Below are 18,348 nucleotides of genomic sequence, written 5' to 3' on the forward strand. Positions count from 1 at the left end.
CACGTCGGCGGGCAGTTCGAGGGCGCCCCACTGCTCCTCCTGCACCACGTCGGCCGCCGCAGCGGCACCGAACGCCTCAGCCCCGTGATGTACCAGGCCGTCGACGGTGGCTGGGCGGTGTTCGCGTCCAAGGCGGGTGCCCCGGACAATCCGGACTGGTACCACAACCTGCTCGCGCAGCCCGACGTCTCGATCGAGGTGGGCGACGGCGAGCGCATCGACTCGATCCCGGTGCGGGCCCGGGACCTCCCCGCCGCGGAGCGAGACCCGATCTGGGAGACCCAGAAGGAGCGCTACCCCGGGTTCGCCGAGTACGAGGCGAAGACCACCCGGACGATCCCGGTGGTGCTCCTCGAGCGTCGCGAGGGCTGACTCCGGGCATCCTCCACCCGGCGCGCCGCACCCCTGAGGGACGGATGTGGGCGTCGGCTGACTACCGTGAGGGCCGTCAGGAGCACGGTCCGCGGTCGCGCAGGAGAGGAGACGTCGCCATCGCGCCACGCCACTCCGCCCGCGCAGCGCGGGAGCGCACGCAGCGTTCCCCCGCCCGTGCGCTGGCGCTGGAGCCGCGCCCGGCGGGCATGCGACGTGCGCCCGCGCCCCGGCGTCCCGCCGCCTCCGAGGCCCGCGCGCCGGCGCGTCCGGCCGCCGGTCGGGCCCCGGCCGCGACGCTCGAGCGCCGGGAGCCCCCGCGGCGCCCGGCCGAGCCACGCGAGCCGCGCCGGCGGACGGGGTTCGTCCTCGTCCTGGCCTTCGGGGTCCTGCTCGCGATGGGTGCCGTGCTCGTCGTCTTCTCCGGCGCCGAGAGCGGTACGGCGCCCGCCGCGGCCGCCCCGGCGCCGGCGGCCCCCGCGGCGTTGCCCGCGGCTCCCGTCGTCGAGCCCGCGCCGCCCCCCGGTCCCGTCGCCCTGACCCCGGCCGAGCTCGCCCGGTGCCCCGCGACCTCGGTGGCCTGCGTCGACCTCGCCCGCCACACCGCGTGGCTGCAGCGCGACGGCAGGCCCTTCACGGGGCCGCTGGAGATGCTCCCGGGCACGGACACGTTCCGCCGGCCGCCGGGGCCGGACTCCTCGGCCACCCCGGCGGGCACCTTCCACGTGCTGCGCAAGGAACGGAACGGGTTCTCGACCGAGTTCCACGAGCCGATGAACCACGCGGTGTACTTCGCGCCCGGCGGCATCGCCTTCCACGAGGGCAGCCTCACCACCTCGTCGAACGGCTGCATCCACCTCTCGGCGGCCGACGCGGCGACGTTCTTCGACACCCTGCGCATCGGCGACGGGGTCACCACCTTCTAGGTGGGCCCGCCCGGCACCGTGGTCGTCGTCCCGTCGGCCCACACCACGAGCCCGGTCCGGCCGACGCGACGCCCGAGCCACTCGGCGGCCCGCTCACCGAGGGCGTAGGCGGCGGTGGCGTCGACGTCGGCCCACGTCAGCGACGCCGCGGTCACCGTCACCTGCGCGACGGCGGCCGGCGGGTCGCCGGTGCGGGCGTCGACCACGTGGGCGCCGCGGTGCGCGCTGCCCGAGGTGGCCACCGCCCCGTCGCGGACCGCGACGACGGCGAGCACGCGCGCCGGGTCGTGCGGGTCCTCGATCCCGACGCGCCACGGCTCCCCCGCGAGGGCGCGGCAGACCATGTCGCCCCCGGCGGACAGGCAGAAGTCGGTGCCGGGCAGCGCGCGCAGGAACACCGAGGCGCGCTCGACGGCCCAGCCCTTGACGATGCCGCTCGGGTCCAGCACCGGGTGGTCGCCCGCGCCGTGGCGCCACACCGAGAACGCGCCGTCGGTGGCGCGCTCGGCGCGGGCGCCGATCGCGAGCACCTCGTGCACCTCGTCCGGTGCGTCGGCCGGGGTGAGGTCGCCCCGGCGGATCGCGGCGACGACCGAGTCGCCCCGGTAGGTGCTGAACACGCGGTCGGCCTCGCGGAGGGCGGCGAGCACCGCGCTCCACGCGGCGTCGGCCGCCTCGTCGTCGGCGTGGCGGCCACGCAGCGCGAGGCTGATCGGCATGCCCATCACGTGCTCGACGCGCCGGGCGACCGGAGCGTCGACCGCGGACGGTGCGGTCACGTCGTCCCCGCCCGGTCGAGCGCGGCCTGCAGCGAGCGGACGTATCCGCCCGAGGTGAACGTCGCCCCGCTGACCATGTCGATCCGCGTGCTCTGCGCCGCGAGGGTCTCCCGGACGAGGACGGGGACGGCCGCCGCGTTGACCTGCCGGTCGTGGGCGTTCTCGTCCGGGGTCCGGAGCACGTCCACCGCGGTGATGCGTCCCGCCTCGAGGGTCGCCCGGACCTGCACCTGGCCCCACTTGACCTGCACGATCGGGCCGGTGACGGTCCCGGAGTACCCCGCGCCGGCGGCCGGCCGGCCCCGGACCGACGGGGCCGCGGCCGCGGGCACCGGAGCGGCCCGACCGGCCCCGGGCGACGAACCGGAGGCCCCGCCCGCGTCGGGCTGCGTGCCGTGGGGCTCCCCCGCGTCGGGCTCGCCGCCGTAGGGCCCTCCCGCGCCGGGCCCGGTGGCGGCGGCCGACCCCGCATCGACCGTCCCCACGCCGGTCGTGTCCGGCGTCGCGGCGGCCTCCGGGAGCTCCGGGGTGGTCGAGGTGCGGTAGGAGAAGAGCAGGACGACCGCGCTCACCGTGGTGAGACCGCACAGCACGATCCGTCGGGTGCCGCGGTCCACGCGGGCGGGGGGCATCACCGGGCTCACCATCCGAAGGCCTCGACGTGGACGCGGTCGGCGGGGGTGCCGGCCGCGAGGAGGGTGCGCCGGACCAGGTCGGTCCACGGGGTGGGGCCGCAGAGGTAGACGTCGCGCTCCGCGATGTCCGGGACGCGGCGGCGCAGGGCGGCGACGTCGTCGGCGGGTCCGGCACCCGCCCCGAACCAGGAGTCCGGGGCCCGTCGGCGGCCCGGGAGCGGGACCAGCGCGACCCGCCCCTCGCGGGCGAGCACCGCGAACTCGCGGGCGAACAGCGGCGGTCCGGTGAAGCGGTGCAGCACGACGACGTCGGCGGCGCCGGCCCCGGCGCCCAGCTCCTCGGCCAGGGCGCGCAACGGGGTGATCCCGACCCCGGCGCCGATCAGCGCCACGCCGGGACGGGTGCGGGCGCGCGTCGTCAACCGCCCGTAGGGGCCCTCGATCAGGACCTTCGTGCCCGGACGCAGCCCCGGGACGGCGGCGGTGCCGTCACCGAGGTCCTTCACGGTGATCCGCAGGCTGCGCCCGTCCGGGGCCGCCGACACCGAGTACGGGTGTGCGCGCATCCACCCCGTGCCCGACAGGAAGCGCCAGGTCAGGAACTGCCCGGCGCGCACGTCGAGCTCCGCGAGGTGCTCGCCCGCGAGGTAGACCGAGACGCACCCGTCGCCCTCGGGCACGACCGAGGTGACGACGAGGCGGTGGTGCAGCGTGCGGTAGAGCGGCAGCCCGACCCGCCACACCAGCACCGCGACCGCGGTCAGCGCCCAGGCGCTCCACCAGAACACCGTGCGCGCGGTCGAGGCGAGGAACTCCTGGCCGGTCCAGAGCTGGTGGGGCAGCGCGAGCCCGACGCCGAGGTAGGCGTAGAGGTGCAGCAGGTGCCACGACTCGTAGCGCATCCGGGCCCGGGCCGCCCGCGTGCTGGTCACGGCGACGAGCACCAGGCACGCGGTGCCGGCGGCGGCCAGCAGCATCCCCGGGTAGGTCAGGGTGAGGTCCCACAGCTCGCCGGGTGTCGCGGCCAGGTCCCCGGCGGCGTAGCCCCAGGTGATGAGCCCGACGTGGGCGATCATCCCGGTGAACGAGGTGAACCCGACCAGCCCGTGCAGGACCGCGAGCCGGTCCTGACCGAAGGCCCGCTCGACGAGCGGCACGCGGGCCATGAGGAGGACCTGCACGAGCATCAGCAGCGAGGCCAGCACACCGGTCAGCCGGCCGAGCGAGGTGAGCCCGGAGGCCCATCCGGAGAGGTCGGCGAGCCCGCCGCCGGTGGCCCACGACAGGACGATGACGGCGAGCGCGGCGGCGAGGACCGTCCGGCTGGCGGTGCGCACGGCGCGATCGCGCAGGGCCGTCGGGGCCGAGGGGCGGCTCGGGACGGCGCCGTCGCGACGCTCGACGAGGGCGGTCACGGATCACCTCCGGGACGGGCGGGGGTCGGCCGACCCGCCCCGGGAGGGCAGGCGACGCGATCGTGACACCCGGTCCCGGCCGCCCGTGGCCGAATGGGGAAACCGGTGCCCGTCAGGTCCCCGGCACGTCGAAGTGGGTGCGCGGACGCTCCTGGGCCACGCCGTCGAGGCGCAGGTCGACCTTCTCGGTCCACACCGCCGCGAGCCCGGCGACCTTCTGGCTCTCGGGCAGCGGCGCACGGTAGGTCCAGAAGAGGTCGGGATGCCGGGTGCCGTCGGGGAGCTCGACGGACCAGTACGTGGCGCTTCCCTTGTACGGGCAGTGGGTCACGGTGTCCGAGGGCCGCAGCAGGTCGAGCCGGACGTCGGGCAGCGGCAGGTAGAAGCGGGGCGGCAGGCGGGTCTCGAAGAGCACCGTCGGGCGGGTCGAGTCGGCGATCACCACGCCGTCCACCGAGACCTCGACGTGCCGCGAGCTGGCCAGCGCGTCGATGCGGACGTAGGGGTCGCGGGCGTGCACCGCGACCGGCTCGTCCTCCTCGAACCACTGCTCCACCGCGTCCCAGTCGACCCGCACGAGGTCGGCCGGCTCGCCGTCGACGTCCAGGCGCACGCGGCGGACGGCGTCGGGCGGCAGCGCGGCGAGGTCCACGTCGGCGACGGGCAGGTGATAGGTCGGGTAGAAGGGCCACTCCCAGACCAGCACCGGCGCGAGGGTGTCGACGACGACCCGCCCGCCGCGCACCGCCCGGATCCGCTTGCGCCCGCGCTCGGGAGGAGGTGGCTTCGCCATGTGAGCACTATTCCGTGTCATGGCACGGAGTACTGCTCACGAGGGCGCAGCCCACCTCCTCGCGCTGACCCGCGCCGCACCACCGCGCGCCGGCCTCGTCCGCCTGCTCGGCGTCGACGGGTTCTCCGGGGCCGGCAAGACGACCCTGGCCGACGACCTGCGCCGCGCCGACCCGACGGTGACCGTGCTGTCGCTCGAGACCTTCTACCTCGGCTGGGAGGGGCTCGCGGCCGGGCCGGGACGCGCCCACGCGCAGTTGGTCGAGCCGTTGCGGCGCGGGGAGGTCCCCGTCGTCGAGCCGTGGGACTGGCGCCACGACCGCGTCGCACCCCCGCGCCGGCGACCGGTCGGACCGCTCGTCGTCGTGGAGGGCTGCGGCACGGGCGCGCCGCCGCTGCGCGAGGCCCTCTCGCTGCTCGTGTGGGTCGACGCCGACCCCGACGAGCGGGAGCGCCGCCTGCACGCCCGCGACGACTGGGCGGTCTACGCCCCGCACCGGGCGGCCTTCGAACGCCAGGAGCAGGCCCTCGCGGCGGCCCACGGCACCCGGGCCGCGGCGGACGTCGTCGTCACCCGGCACGAGGACGGCCGGCTCACCGGCCGTGCCGACGTCGACGAATGGGTACGGTCCGGGCGTGACGGCGACGAAGGACCTGCCTGACACGGCGTCCGTGAGCAGCACGGACGCCGATCAGTGGCGCGAGGTGGCGGAGTGGAAGGAGCGGATCACCGACGACGGCGGCGGCCCGCTCGCCCCGCTGCTCGACACCGTCACCGAGGTGCGCGCGCTGGTCCAGAGCGGCCTGCGGCGGGTGCCCGGGGTGCGCCAGCTCGACGACACGGTCCAGGACGTGCTGCACCAGATCGCCGCCGCCGGAGCCGGGGCGGGCGCCGCGACGCTGCGCCGGGAGGCGGTGTTCGCCCGCTACCGCGCCCTGGGCCACGACGTGGCCGACTTCAAGGACATCCGCAAGCTCGCCGTTGGCCACGTCCAGGAGGCCATGCCCCGCCTCGACCTCGCCTACCCGGTGGCCGCGGCGGTGCAGGGCGGAGCGACCAGCCTGCTGGCGACGACGGGGGCCTCGGCGGCCGCAGGCGGGTCAGGGGTGCTCGGGCTCGGGGGGCTGCCCGGGATCGCCGTCATCGTCACGTCGCTGACCGGCGACGCGCTGCTGACCGTAGCCGCCTGCACGCGCGCGGTGGCGCACGTCGGCGCCTACTACGGCTACGACGTCACCAAGCGCTCCGAGCAGGTCGTCGCGCTGGCCATCCTCGCCGTCGGGCTCTCCTCCGACGCCGACCTGCCGGGCGCCTACGAGGAGGTCGCGTCGCTGATCGCCTCGCGGGAGAAGGACAAGGAGAAGAAGAAGCGCCAGCAGCGCCAGATGCGTCGCCTCGCCCACGCGGTGCACCAGCGGCTGCTCTCCCAGATCGGGCAGCGCGAGCTCGCCCAGCTCGTCCCGTTCGTGGGCATCGGGATCGGGGCGGCGCTCTCGGCCCGGCTCCTCGGGCGGGTCGTCGACGCCGCCGAGCACCTCTACCGCGAGCGGTTCCTGCACGAGAAGTACGAGATCCCGTTCGACGAGGAACCCCCGCAGGAGCTCCTGGCCGAGCAGGCCTGACCCCGACGGCGGGGGCGCGACCGCGGTGACACCGCCGGTTCACCCGCCGTCCACGTCTCCTCCACGGCCGCGCCGTCCGGGGTCCCTACCGTCCGCGTCCATGGCCGCACCGCTCGCGCCCGACCCGGACGTCATGTCGCCGGGCGACGCGCGGGCCTGGGCCGCCGTGCAGCGCTGGCGGGCCGCCGACCCCGCCGGGTCCGGCTGGTGGGGCCGGATCTCGGCGCTCGCCATCTCCGGGCTGCGCCTCCTGCCCGGCGCAGGGGTCCTCGACGACGTCCTGGGCGGTACCGTCGCCGGCCCGCTGCGCGACGTCGGGATGCGGGTGGGCTGGCTCGCCGCGGGACGCGCGGAGCACGTGGTCGCGACGCTGGTCGAGGCCGGGTTCCCCGTCGTCGTCCCGGCGGACCTGCGCAGCCTCGAGATCGACGAGCTGCGGGCGATGCGCGCCTCGCTGACCCGCGCCCACGTCACCGCCGCCGGGGTGCGCGGTGGCCTGACCGGGGCCGCCGCCGGCGCCGCGACCGGAGCCGCCAGTGCCGCGACCGGGGTCGCCGCCGCGCTCGCCGCGGCCGCGCTGGACACCGTGCTGGCCGCCGCGGCCTGCACCCGCGCCGTCGCGCGGGTCGCGATGCACTACGGGTACGACCCGGCCGAGCCCGCGGAGCGCGCGTTCGCCCTCGCCGTCCTCGCCGCCGGCCTCTCGCCCGACCCGGCCCGCGTCGTCGTCGGCGCCGGCGGTCCCGTCCGGCCCGACTTCGGCCACCACGGGGCCTGCGACCTGGCGCGCGGCGTGCCCGGCCTCGGCGTCGGGATCGGCGTCGTCCTCTCGACCCGCCAGATCGCACGGGTCCTCGAGACCGCCGAGCACCTCTACACCGAGCGGTTCCTGCACGAGAAGTACGGCACCCCCGCCGTCGTCGGGGACCTCACCGCGGCCGCCTCGTAGTTTCTCCCTCCGGGCCGGAACCGATGGGCCCCGCGTCGTCTCCAAGCCCCCGACGACGATGATCGGAGGCGCCATGACCCAGACCCCCGACCCTCCCCTCGCGGACGCCGGCACGGTCGCGAGCGCCACGGCGCTGCTCACCGAGCTCGCGGCCGGGTGCCGCGGCGCGCCGGACGACGTCGCGCGGGTGCGGGCGCTGCTGGCTGACCGGTGGGGCGACGCGGTGCTCGACGCGGCGGCCGACCGCGCGCTGCTCGACGCGGTCGACCCGCTGTGGTCGCGGGGCTGGACTCCCCGCGACGTCGTGGAGGTGCTGCGCCGCCGGCTCGGGGCGGGGGTCGTGCCGCTGCTCGGCGACGTCCTCGCGGCCGACGCGCGCCGGCGCCCGGCCGGCTGGTCGCTGCCGGGGGTCGACGCGGGGGTCTGGTGGGACGCCGGCCGTCCGCTCGTGACCCAGTGGCGCACGGTGCGCGGGCTCACCGGGGCCGAGGCGCTGGGGTGGGTGGTGCACCTGGTCGGGGAGGCGCTGCGGCTGCCGCCCCTGCCCGCCGTCGCGGGCGGGGCCGAGGCGGCCGACGACACCGGCGCCGACCCCCGCGTCCTCGCCCGGGTGCGGGGGCTGCTCGCGAAGGCCGAGTCGACGTCGTTCCCCGAGGAGGCCGAGGCGCTCTCGGCGAAGGCCCAGGAGCTGATGGCCCGCCACGCGCTGGAACGGGTGGCGGTGGACCCGACGCCGGGCACCGGAGCGTCGACCGCGTCGACGCGGCGGCTGTGGCTGGACGCGCCGTACACCTCGGCCAAGTCGAGCCTGGTCCACCAGGTGGCGGTGGCGAACCGCTGTCGCGCGGTGAGCCTCGCGGCACTGGATCTCGTGACGGTGATCGGCTGGCCCACCGACCTGGACACGGTCGAGCTGCTCGTGACGTCGCTGCTGGTCCAGGCGGGGCGGGCGATGGCCGCCGCGGGTTCGCGCTCGTCGCGGGCGGGCTCGCGGACCCGGTCGTTCCGGCACGCGTTCCTGCTCTCCTACGCCACCCGGATCGGGGAGCGGCTCCGGGAGGCGGGCGCGGCGGCGGAGCAGGAGGCCGTGGCGGCGGCGGGCGACGCGCTGCTCCCGGTGCTCGCGGCGCGCGGCGAGGTGGTCGAGCGGACGACGACGCAGCTCTTCCCGCGGATCACCACGAAGCGATTCTCGGTCGGGAACGCGGCCGGGTGGGACGCCGGCCGGGAGGCGGCGGACGCGGCCAGCCTGCGGGTCGGGCGGGACGCGCTCGAGTGAGGCGCGGGTCCGGCCCCCGGGTCGGGGCGGCCCGGTCGGGGCGCCCGGGTCGGGCTGGGACGATCGCAGGCGTGGCCACCTCCCGGGAACGCCGCGCGGCGAAGCAGCGCCGCCGTGACCAGCGGCGGGGCGTGCCGGAGGGCGGACCCACGGCGCCGCGCGCCGACGTCGGGCGGGGCCTGCCCGCCGAGACGCTGCGGCGGCTGCTCCGCCGCGCGGGCACCGACCTCGCGGCCGGGCGCGACGAGGCGCTCCCCGAACTGCGCCACCTGCTCGCCGAGCACCTCGCCCGCCGTCGGGCGGAGATCCTGGCGGCGTGCGACGACGTGGCCGCGGGCGTCGAGCTGCCGCCCGACGCCGAGGCCGTCCCGCCCGCGCTGCGCGCCGCGCTCGACGGGTCCGGCCACCCGGTCTCGTCGTGGGCAGACGCCGCCGGGGTGAGCACCGAGGACGCCGCGCTCGTCACGGTCCGCCTCCTCGCCGCGGCGGCCCGCTGAGCGGGTGCCCGTCCGGACGCACCGGACACGCTCAGGTGTCGTCGGGGACGGTTCCCTCGTCCGGTCGGGTGGTCACTGACCGGTAACCGTTCTCCGCGCCCATGATCACCGTTTTGCCTGGCAGAGCGCGGGGCGGGCGAGCAGGCCCCGTCGCTCTCGGGGGACGACCGCCGGAGACGGCGGGCGCGCGTCCGGGGCCCCGGGGGGAGCACCGGACGCGCGCAGGAGTGGGAGGGCGGGCCCGACACCGGGACCGCCCTCCCGCTCCGACCCATCGGACGGGCGCCCCGCACGGGTTGACCTGGACCATCCTCGAGGTCCACCGTCGCGGGATGACCACGGCCACCTCCGAGCTGACCGTCGGCGAGGTCTCCCGGCGCAGCGGGGTCGCCGTCTCGGCCCTGCACTTCTACGAGCGCGAGGGCCTCATCCGGAGCCGCCGGACGTCGGGCAACCAGCGCCGCTTCAAGCGCGAGGTCCTGCGCCGCATCGCGTTCATCCGCATCGCGCAGCGCGTCGGCGTCCCGCTCGCGCAGGTCCGCGCGTCGCTCGACGAGCTCCCCGACTCCCGGACCCCGACCCGCGCCGACTGGGAGGCCCTCTCCCGCACCTGGCGCGCGGAGCTCGACGACCGCATCCGGCGCCTGCAGCAGCTGCGCGACGACTTCTCCGGCTGCATCGGCTGCGGGTGCCTCTCCCTCGACCGGTGCGCCATGGCCAACCCCGGCGACCGGCTCGGCGAGGAAGGTCCCGGGCCGCGGCGCCTGGGCTGAGGAGGGCCGCTCCGCGCGGCGATCCCATCAGGGAACCGGGTCGCGAGGACTCGGTTCCCCTCCGGTGGTCGAGACCCCTCGTCGCTCAGCGGGCGGCGAACACCTGGCGGACCCGGCCCGGTGGCGGCGCGGGGACCACATCCGGGTGCAGCGCGTGCGCCAGCGCCTCGATCCCGTCGACCAGCCGCGGGCCCGCGCGCACCACGTACGACGCCGAGTCGATCGCCACCAGGGGCACGCCCGGCAGCTGCGCCGCCACCGGCTCCGCCTGCTCGCACGCCGCGTCGAGGCCGAAGCCGCACGGGGTGACGACGACCGCGTCGGGCCGCCCGCCGTCGCGGATCTCCTCCCACGACACCGCGACGCTGCGCCCGCCGTCGGCGCCCGAGACCGGCTCGCCGCCGGCGCGCCGGACGAGCTCCGGCACCCAGTGGCCGGGGAGGAACGGCGGGTCGGTCCACTCCAGGACGAGCACCCGGGGCCGTGGGCGGCCCGCGAGCGCCGCGGCGACCGCGTCGAGACGCCCGCGCAGCTCGGCCAGCAGCGGCCCGGCGTCCGTGTCGAGCGCCGCGCCGAGCGCGGTGATGCCGTCGAGGACACCCTCGAGGGTGTGGGGGTCGTAGGAGTGCACCCGCACGTGGTCGAGCCCGAGCTCGGCGAGCGCCTCGGTGACGGTGTGGCCGGGGAGGGCGCACACCCGGCAGAGGTCCTGGGTGACGACGACGTCGGGCGCGGCCGCCCGCAGGCGTTCCCGATCCAGCGCGTACATCGGCAACCCGGCCGCGGCGCGCTCCCGGACGCGCGCGTCGATCTCGGCCGGGGTCATGCCCTCGTCCAGCGCGGAGCGGACGACGACGGGCACGCGGTCGCGGACCCCGGGCGGGTGGTCGCACTCGAAGGTCACCGCGACGAGGTCGTCGGCCCGGCCGAGCGCACCGACGATCTCGGTCGTCGCCGGCAGGAGCGAGGCGATCCGCATGTTCTTCGAGCCTACGGCTCCCGTGCGTGCGTTTCCGTGTCGGAATACGGAGACGCACGCACATGCGCACCGGCGCTGCGGGACGATCCGGACGTGTCGGACCTCGTGCTCGGGCTGCGCCTCTACGCGCGCGGCGCGGCGACCGTCCTGAGCTCGCCCCGTCTGCTGCGGCTCGGCGCGCTGCCCGCCCTGGTCACGGTGCTGCTCTACGTCGTCATGCTCGCCGTGCTCGGGCGCTTCCTGCCGGACCTCGCGGCGCTGCTCACCCCGTTCGCGGACGGCTGGTCCCCGGGCGCCCGGTCCGCCGCGCGCCTGGTCACGGAGGTGGCGGTGGTGGCCGCGGTGGCGTTCGTGGCGGTGCTGGCCTTCGTCGGGGTCACGCTCGCGATCGGCGGGCCGTTCTACGAGCGGCTCTCCGAGCTGGTCGACGACGGCGTGGGTGAGGTGCCGGCCGGGCCGTCGCGGTCGGCGGCCACGTCGCTCGTCCGTGGCGCACGCGACGGACTGGTCCTCGTGGTGCTGTCGGTCGTCGCCGCGGTCCCGCTGTTCGCCCTCGGCTTCGTGCCGGTGCTGGGCCAGACCGTGGTGCCGGTGGTCGCGGCGCTGGTGGGTGGGCGGCTGCTCGTGCTGGAGCTGACGGCGCCCGCGCTGGAGCGCCGTGGGATCGGCTTCCGCGAACGGCGCCGTCTGGTGGGTTCGCGGCGGGTCCTGGGCTGGGCGATCGGGGTGCCGACCTACCTGCTGTGCCTGCTGCCCCTGGTCGGGATCCTCGCCGTGCCCGTCGGGGCGGCCGCGGCGACGCTGCTCGCCCGGGAGCTGCGCGGCGAGCCGACCGGTCTCACAGCTCGTCGAGCAGGCCGTCCATGACGCGCTCCTCGTCGACCGCGTGCGTCATCACGCGCTGCAGCTCGGGGTCCCAGGGCGTCGCCGGCACCGGCGCGGTGATCGGCCGCAGCTCGACCCCGTCCCGCTCCGCGGCGGCGCGCGCCGTCAGGTGGTCGGCCGCCGACATCCGCCACGGGACGACGCCGAGGTCGGTCAACCGCGCGGTGATCGCCACGCCGTCGGGGTCGAAGTCGCCGTGGTGGTGCACCTGCGCCCCGGCCTCGAGCAGCCGGCGGAGCGAACTCGGCGTCAAGCAGCACGGGAGGGGTCGGCATCACGGCCCTCCGCAGCGTCGGCCGAGGGCCTCGACGCCCGCCCGGATCATCCGCCCGTAGCCGTCGTCGGGAAGCCGGTCGAGGGACGCCCGGGCGCACTCGAGGTGGTGGCGGGCTCCGACGAGGTCCCCGAGGCGGTGGGAGGCGTCGCCGAGGTTCAGGTGCAGGGACGGGTAGAGGGCGGCGACGTCCAGGTCCGGGTGCTCCGCGCGGGCGCGCTCGTCGGTGACCTCGTCGGCGGCCTCGAGGGCCCGGTAGTCCCACGCGAGCTCGTCGGCCACCGCGGGCTGTAGGTCGGCCGCGTGGTGGGCAAGGCTGCAGCGGTGCAGCGGGTCGGCCTGCACCGCCGGGTCCTCCCAGAGCTCCTCGAGCCGGCGCCGCGCGACCTCGCGGTCGCCGGTGTGCCCGAGCTCCACCAGCTCACCGATGCGCGCCATCACGTCCACGGCCCGCACGGTAGGCCGAGCCCCCGACAGCCACGGCGACGGCGCGGACCGAGCGGCCGCTGGGTGAACGGCGCCGTCCTGGCGTCGGACGCCAGCATCGTGCCGTTGCTGCCACCGGGGACGGCTCACAGCAGGGTCGGCTGCTCGTCCTCGGCCTCGTCGTCGGCCACGGTCACCTCGGGCGCGTACCGGGCCGCCGGCGCCAGGACCCGGACGGCGCCGTCGTGGGCCACCTCCACGAGCCGCACCGAGACCAGCAGCGCCAGCACGTCCGCGGCGAACCGGTCGCGGTCGGCCAGCGCCCCCTTCGACCAGTACCGCCCGTGCTCGGCCACGAGCTCGTCGAGGACCTCGCGCACCGACGCCCACGGGATCGGGTCCGGGTCGTCCTCCGGCCGGAACTGGTACACCAGCTCGCTGACCAGCAACAACGCCGCGTGCGGCAGCGTCCCGCCCGTCGGGAACGCCACGTCGGAGCAGCCGCCGTCGACGTCGAGCGCCGCGAACCCCTCCGCCCGCGCCTCGAGGACGAGCCCGGTCCGCGCCTCGAGGCGCCGGGCCTCGTCGGCGGCCCGCCGGCGCAGCTCGCCGAACCGGGCCGCGTCGAGGTCGCCGGCCAGCACCACCGGGTCCTCGACCAACCGGCGCCGCACCGACGTCGGCCCGGATCCCCGTTCCCGGGCGCGCGCCACCAGCTCGTCCGGGTCCTCCGCACCGACCACCGCGCCCGTCGGGAGGAGCGCCGTGCGGTCCTGGCGCACCTCGAGCAGCGCGTCCGCGTCGGCGTCGTGCTCGTACGTCGCGACCCCGCGGTCCAGCTCGCGCACCATCCCCTGCGCGATCAGCCAGCGCAGCGCCGTCACGAGCGCCCGGCGCGACGCCGCGTCGGTGTCCAGGACGATCCCCGCCTCGGCGGCCGCGGAGTGCACGGCGTTGACGAGGTCGCGGAGGCTGGTGCGGTCCGGGCCGGACGTCGTCGCGGCCAGCACGAGCGCGAGCGCGGTGTACTCGGCGGAGGTGAACGGCCGGGGGTTCGCCGACACGGTGCGCAGCGGGCGGTCGGGCGGCACGTGGCCGGTCTTGACCAGCCGCGCGGTGTCGGCGGTGACGACGAGCCGGTAGGCCAGCTCCTGGGTGAACCACGCGTCCAGCGCCTCGGTGTGGCGGCGGACGAGCGCGACGAGGTCCGGGTCGGACTCGACGGTGCGCCACGGCCGGGCGAGCAGCGCGCGGGTGGCGCTGACCAGCTCGCCGTCGCGCTGCGGGTCGGTGCGCGGCGCGCTCACGACGCCGGCTCCACGGTGAGGACCAGCCCCTCGACGCGCAGCGCACCGACGTGGGTGGGGACCGTCGTCGCGCTCCCCGGCTCGCGGCGGACCACGCATCGCACGCCGTCGAGCGAGACCGTTCCCGACGACGAGGCGGGCCCCAGGTCCGCGACGGCCCGCGTCAGGACCCGCTGCAACTCGCGCAGCGCCGGCTCGGACAGCCGAGCCGTGAACCCGGACGCGCCGGCCTCGAGCAGTTCCGCCCGGGCGGCCGCAGCGCGCTTCTCGACCTCCGCGCGCCGCGCCAGCAGGTGACGGCGTTCCTGACTGCGGTCCTGGACGCGGGACGTGCGGCCGCGGCTGGTGGTGTCGCCGCGCTCGCGTAGCGAGACCGGCACCGTCGCGACCGGGGCGTCCCACCACGACGTCGTCGACGACACCGGATCCCTGTCGTCCCCGCCCGCCCCGCCGAGGTGCCGCGCGCCGAACATCCCGAACGCCGCCGCGGCCAGCTCGTGCGCCCGTGCCGCGTCGGCGCGCGAGAAGAACGATGCGAGCCGCAGGAAGTCGACACGGCGCGACGAGCCCGCGGTGCCGGTGCGCGAGAGGCGCGTCAGGTTCTGGGTGAGGGTCCGGACGGCGTCCACGGCGTCGCGTTCCAGCGTCTGCACCCGGCTCGGGCGCCCCGGCGTCGTCAATCCCCCCGTCGCTCCGCTCGCCCCACCTACGAACCACGAGGCGAGGTTCTCCCAGTCCGCGGCGGCGGCCCCCGGCTCGCGGCGCACCCGCACGCTCGACAGGCCCGCGGCGGCGACCCGCGCGGCCAGGCCGTCGGCCGCGCGCTCGACGATCGTGTCGATCACCGGCTCGACCTCGAGCAGCAACGACGCGACCGGCCGCGCCGCGCGCCGCAGCGTCTCCAGCCGCTCCCCGACGTAGCCGACGAGCACCTCGGAGAAGAACGCGAACTCGTCCTCGTCGAGGTCGAACCGCGACTGCCACTGGTTGATCGCGGCGAAGAACTGGGTGATCTCGGCGGAGAACGCCACGTGCGGGTCGAACACCGCCCGGACGGCCTCGGCGAGCCGGTCGGGCGGGGCGCTGGCCGCGTCGAGCCGGGTGAGGGCCTCGAGCGCGGACCGCAGCTGCTCGAGCCGGCCCAGCGACACGTCGCGGACGTCGTCGACCTGGGCCAGCACGCCCTCGACGAGGTCGTGCACCTCCTGGCCCACCCGCGTGATCAGGTAACGGTTGCGGCGCCGGTAGTACTCCTCGACGGTGCCGACCTGTCCGATCGACGCCGACACCTCGAGGTTGCCCCACTCCCGCAGCTGCTCCAGCCGCTGCCCGACCGTGGTCTCCTCCAGCACCGTGCCCGCCTCGGCGAGCCGCGCGGTGACCTCCGACGGGGTCAGCTCGGCGAAGAACGTGCCGGCGAAGACCGCGAGGACGTGCCGGTAGTCCGGCGACTCGGTGACGTAGGAGAAGACCGCCGGCCGGATGCCCGGGGTACTCACGCCGTCACCGCCAGGTCGTGGCCGTCCCAGCGGTAGTGCACCAGCGCGATCGCCCGCAGGTCCGGGTCGCGCAGCACCTCGGTGATCGCCAGCGCGGGCACGTTCGGGTGGGTGCCCCAGAGGCGCTCGGAGGTGACGACGAAGTCCACGTCGAGGTCGACGAGCAGCCCGAAGAGCTTCGCGTGGTTGTCCTCGGAGACCTTCGCGAAGGCGTCGTCGAGCAGCACCAGCCGGGGCGCCCCGACCCCGTGCGGGTCGTGCGCGGCGGCGCTCGCGGCGGCGGCGCTGGCCATCGGCAGGACCGTCACCAGCTTCTTCTCGCCCTCGGAGAGCGTCGTGCGGCGCGTCAGCAGCTCGTCGTTGCGGTTCGGCCGGCGCAGGTAGATCCGCATCTCGTGCCAGGTGCGGTAGTCGAGGACGTCGCCGATGACGGTGCGGTACGACGCCTCCGGGTCATGCGTCCGGGCCTGCTCGACGAGGCCCTTCACCGCCTCCCGGACCTGGTCGTCCTCCTCGGGGGTGCGCAGGTCGGGGTGCTTGCCGAGCAGCTCGAGGGCGGTCGCGGTGTCGGGCTCGAGGTCCGAACGGGGCCGCCACTCGAGGCGCACCCCGATGCCCTGACTGGATGTGACGCCCCGGAGGATCCGGTTCATCCGGCCGACCAGCTCGCGTGCGGCGAACAGCGCGTCGGCCACCTCGCGGGCGATCCGGCCGTGCAGCAGGTTGCGCAGCGCCTGGTCCTGCTGGGCGGACAGCAGGCTCACGGCGCGGCGCCGCTGCGCCGCGACCCGGTGGACCATCTGCGCGAGCACGGCGCGGGTCGGGCCGGTGACGTGCACAGCGAGCGGGGTCCCGTCGACGCCGCGGCGCGACTCGATGTCCCAGCCGGAGGCCAGCCGGTCGCGGGTGGCGCGCAGCGCCTTCTCCAGGGCGTCCTCGGTGACCTGCGCGCGCGGCGCTGGGACCCGCCCGCGGAGGGCCTCCACCAGTTCCCGGGCCCCGTCCACGGTGTCCGGGGTGGCGGGGACCGGGTCCGGCTCGGCCGACCCGTCCTCGCCGGTCGGAGCGAGCGGCGCGTTCGCTGGATCGACACGCCGCTCCGCGGCGGCGAGCAGTCCGGGCACCTCGGCCGCCTCGACCAGCCGCGCCCGCCCCGCCGTCGCGGCCTTCTCCCGCTCGCCGAGCGTCTCGCGGGCCGCCTCCACCCGGAGCTCGGCCTCGCGGACCGCGACGGCCGCGGTCGTCTGCTCCCCGCGGGCGGCCTCGAGCCGGGCCGCGACCTCGCGGAGGTGCTCGTCGAGCTCCCCGACGCGCGCCGCGACCTTGGCCGGCTCCTCCCCCAGCGACGCCTCGACGGTCTCCAGCTCGGTACGCACCGCGGCCGCGTGCCCGGCGGCCGCGCGGTGGTCGGTCACCGCGGATCCGAGCTCGGCGACCTCCCGCTCCCAGCCCGCGACGGCCTCGCGCCACGACCGCACGCTGCGCCGGGCCCGCTCGGCGGCCGACTCGACCGCGGCCAGCGCCCGCTCGGCGTCACCGACCGCCTCGAGCAGCTCCTCGAGCCGGGCCGGGTCGGTCGGCAGCCCCGCGTCGGAGGCCTCCTGCTGCAGGCGGGCCGCGGCCTCGTCGGCCCGACGGCGGGTCTCCGCCGCCGCGGCGGCCCGCTCGACCGCCCGGCCCTGCGCCTGCTCGGCGTAGCGCACCGCCCCCGTGGCCGCGGCGACGGCGTCGTCCACGGCGCGCGTCGGGGGCAGTTCCCGGACCAGGTCACGCAGCCCCTCGGCGTGCTCGTCGAGCGCCGCCGCCACCGCCCGGGCCGTGGTCAGCCGCTCCTGGGCGTCCTCGACCAGCGCGACCAGCTCCGCGAGGCGCCGCTGCCGCGCGTGCGCGCGGGCACCCGCCCCGACGTGCTCGGCCGCCGGCTTGGTGTGCCGCCCGCGCAGCGGTCCGGCGCCGAACGACCCGTCGTCGCGGACCCAGATGCCGGCCGATCCCGGCGCGTCGCCGATCGCCGCCAGCACCCCGGCCACGGTCGTCGCCGGCACCGTGCCGGTGTCCACCGGGACCAGCCACCGCGACGCCCCACCGGCGCCGCCCGGCCCCGGAGTCACGAGCAGCTCCCCGCCCTGCCCGCGCAGGGTCCCGTCGTCGCACACCCGGGCGGCGAGCAGGCCGGACGCCTCGAGCGCGGCCTCGAGGCCGGCCCGGGCGGCGTCGTCGAGGTCCTCGGCGAAGTCGACGACGGAGGCGAGCAGCACGGCGTCGTCGGTGTCGGTGTCGGTGCGCCAGGCCCCGCGCGGCACCGACAGCTCGCCGGCCGCATCGACCCGCGCGTGCTCGGCCCGCAGGGCCTCGACCTCGCGCGTGGCCTCCCCGACCCGGGCCGACGCCCCGCTGCGCGCCGCCGCGAGGGCCCCGGTCGCGTCGTCGGAGACCCGCCGCGCGGCACCGACGAGGGCCTCCGCCCGACGGCGCAGGTCGTCGCCCGACCCGTCGTCGTCGGCCTCGCCCGTCGGCACGGGCAACCAGCCGCCGGCCCCGGCCGGCTCGGCCGCGGGCACGGCGGCGAGGTGGGCGGCGAGGCGCTCACGCCAGGTACCGACGGCGGCGGCGTGCTCGTCGGCCGCGGCGCGGGCCGCGCGCCGCCCGACGTCGGCCTGCTCGGCCGCCTCCTCGGCGCGCTCCCGGGCCTCGTCGGCCTCGGTCCCGGCGCGGTCCGCGGCGGCGGCCTCGCGGTCGGCCGCGGCCGCCTGGTCCCCCAGGTCACGGACGCGGGTCCGGTGCGCGCGGAGGCCGTCGGCCACCCCGACGAGGGCGGCCGGGAGGTCGGCGGTGGGGTCACCGGCGTCGGGGTCGGCCGGGTCGAGCCCCTCGGGGACCTCGACCGTCGTGCCGCCGGCCTCGTCGTGGCGGGGCTCGGTGGCCAGTGCGGGCGGGT

The 18,348-nt window shown here is 77.2% G+C and carries 19 protein-coding genes; 9 read left to right on the top strand and 10 right to left on the bottom strand.

Features of this window, described 5'->3' with window-relative positions; translation table 11 throughout:
* Window positions 1-372 (top strand): nitroreductase/quinone reductase family protein (locus AC0CYZ_RS14720; RefSeq protein WP_472216566.1); only part of this gene is annotated, 372 nt, incomplete at its 5' end.
* Window positions 373-581: 209 nt separating this feature from the next.
* Window positions 582-1,298 (top strand): L,D-transpeptidase, encoded by a 717-nt coding sequence (locus tag AC0CYZ_RS14725; protein ID WP_472216568.1) that lies wholly within the window; start codon window positions 582-584, stop codon window positions 1,296-1,298.
* Here AC0CYZ_RS14725 and AC0CYZ_RS14730 read toward each other — a convergent pair.
* The 4 genes from AC0CYZ_RS14730 to AC0CYZ_RS14745 all read right to left on the bottom strand — a co-directional run bounded on the left by AC0CYZ_RS14730 (window position 1,295) and on the right by AC0CYZ_RS14745 (window position 4,920).
* Window positions 1,295-2,077: an FAD:protein FMN transferase gene (locus AC0CYZ_RS14730; RefSeq protein WP_472216570.1), complete on the bottom strand. Its 783-nt coding sequence runs from the start codon at window positions 2,075-2,077 to the stop codon at window positions 1,295-1,297. The genes AC0CYZ_RS14725 and AC0CYZ_RS14730 overlap by 4 nt on opposite strands.
* Window positions 2,074-2,709 (bottom strand): FMN-binding protein, encoded by a 636-nt coding sequence (locus tag AC0CYZ_RS14735; RefSeq protein WP_472216572.1) that lies wholly within the window; start codon window positions 2,707-2,709, stop codon window positions 2,074-2,076. Before AC0CYZ_RS14735 ends, AC0CYZ_RS14730 begins: the two co-directional genes overlap by 4 nt.
* Window positions 2,710-2,717: 8 nt before the next feature.
* Window positions 2,718-4,127 carry a ferredoxin reductase family protein gene (locus AC0CYZ_RS14740; RefSeq protein WP_472216574.1) on the bottom strand — a complete coding sequence of 470 codons (1,410 nt, stop codon included), beginning with the start codon at window positions 4,125-4,127 and terminating at the stop codon, window positions 2,718-2,720.
* Between the two features lie 112 nt (window positions 4,128-4,239).
* On the bottom strand, window positions 4,240-4,920 hold the full coding sequence (locus AC0CYZ_RS14745) for a DUF427 domain-containing protein (RefSeq protein ID WP_472216576.1): 681 nt from the start codon (window positions 4,918-4,920) through the stop codon (window positions 4,240-4,242).
* A 19-nt stretch (window positions 4,921-4,939) separates the two neighbouring features.
* On the opposite strand from AC0CYZ_RS14745, the gene AC0CYZ_RS14750 reads away from it, so the two are divergent.
* The 6 genes from AC0CYZ_RS14750 (at window position 4,940) to soxR (ending at window position 10,040) form a co-directional block, all read left to right on the top strand.
* Complete coding sequence (locus AC0CYZ_RS14750; RefSeq protein ID WP_472216578.1) at window positions 4,940-5,581, top strand: uridine kinase family protein; 642 nt, start codon at window positions 4,940-4,942, stop codon at window positions 5,579-5,581.
* A 10-nt stretch (window positions 5,582-5,591) separates the two neighbouring features.
* The gene (locus AC0CYZ_RS14755; protein WP_472216580.1) at window positions 5,592-6,542 is read left to right on the top strand and encodes an EcsC family protein; all 951 of its coding nucleotides are present in this window, start codon (window positions 5,592-5,594) and stop codon (window positions 6,540-6,542) included.
* A gap of 100 nt (window positions 6,543-6,642) precedes the next feature.
* On the top strand, window positions 6,643-7,491 hold the full coding sequence (locus AC0CYZ_RS14760; protein WP_472216582.1) for a hypothetical protein: 849 nt from the start codon (window positions 6,643-6,645) through the stop codon (window positions 7,489-7,491).
* A 73-nt stretch (window positions 7,492-7,564) separates the two neighbouring features.
* Entirely contained in the window at window positions 7,565-8,770 is a 1,206-nt protein-coding gene (locus tag AC0CYZ_RS14765) for a DUF2786 domain-containing protein (RefSeq protein WP_472216584.1), read from the top strand.
* A gap of 71 nt (window positions 8,771-8,841) precedes the next feature.
* Window positions 8,842-9,267: a hypothetical protein gene (locus AC0CYZ_RS14770; RefSeq protein WP_472216588.1), complete on the top strand. Its 426-nt coding sequence runs from the start codon at window positions 8,842-8,844 to the stop codon at window positions 9,265-9,267.
* Window positions 9,268-9,599: 332 nt separating this feature from the next.
* Window positions 9,600-10,040, top strand: coding sequence for a redox-sensitive transcriptional activator SoxR (gene soxR / locus AC0CYZ_RS14775; RefSeq protein WP_472216590.1), 441 nt, complete (start codon window positions 9,600-9,602; stop codon window positions 10,038-10,040).
* Window positions 10,041-10,125: 85 nt separating this feature from the next.
* Here soxR and AC0CYZ_RS14780 read toward each other — a convergent pair whose 3' ends face one another.
* Window positions 10,126-11,019, bottom strand: coding sequence for an ABC transporter substrate-binding protein (locus AC0CYZ_RS14780; RefSeq protein WP_472216592.1), 894 nt, complete (start codon window positions 11,017-11,019; stop codon window positions 10,126-10,128).
* 93 nt (window positions 11,020-11,112) lie between these two features.
* Here AC0CYZ_RS14780 and AC0CYZ_RS14785 point away from each other — a divergent pair, with 93 nt between their 5' ends.
* Entirely contained in the window at window positions 11,113-11,886 is a 774-nt protein-coding gene (locus tag AC0CYZ_RS14785; RefSeq protein WP_472216594.1) for an EI24 domain-containing protein, read from the top strand.
* Here AC0CYZ_RS14785 and AC0CYZ_RS14790 read toward each other — a convergent pair.
* The 5 genes from AC0CYZ_RS14790 to AC0CYZ_RS14810 all read right to left on the bottom strand — a co-directional run.
* On the bottom strand, window positions 11,858-12,157 hold the full coding sequence (locus AC0CYZ_RS14790) for a DUF2399 domain-containing protein (RefSeq protein ID WP_472216596.1): 300 nt from the start codon (window positions 12,155-12,157) through the stop codon (window positions 11,858-11,860). The genes AC0CYZ_RS14785 and AC0CYZ_RS14790 overlap by 29 nt on opposite strands.
* Before the next feature lie 21 nt (window positions 12,158-12,178).
* Window positions 12,179-12,625 (bottom strand): hypothetical protein, encoded by a 447-nt coding sequence (locus AC0CYZ_RS14795; protein WP_472216598.1) that lies wholly within the window; start codon window positions 12,623-12,625, stop codon window positions 12,179-12,181.
* 125 nt (window positions 12,626-12,750) lie between these two features.
* Window positions 12,751-13,911, bottom strand: a complete 1,161-nt coding sequence (locus AC0CYZ_RS14800) for a TIGR02678 family protein (RefSeq protein WP_472216600.1) — start codon at window positions 13,909-13,911, stop codon at window positions 12,751-12,753.
* Window positions 13,908-15,410, bottom strand: coding sequence for a TIGR02677 family protein (locus AC0CYZ_RS14805; protein WP_472216602.1), 1,503 nt, complete (start codon window positions 15,408-15,410; stop codon window positions 13,908-13,910). Before AC0CYZ_RS14805 ends, AC0CYZ_RS14800 begins: the two co-directional genes overlap by 4 nt.
* The coding region (locus AC0CYZ_RS14810) for an SbcC/MukB-like Walker B domain-containing protein (RefSeq protein ID WP_472216604.1) at window positions 15,407-18,348 on the bottom strand (2,942 nt) is incomplete at its 5' end. The genes AC0CYZ_RS14805 and AC0CYZ_RS14810, both read right to left, overlap by 4 nt.

The organism is Actinomycetospora sp. (assembly GCF_055612215.1).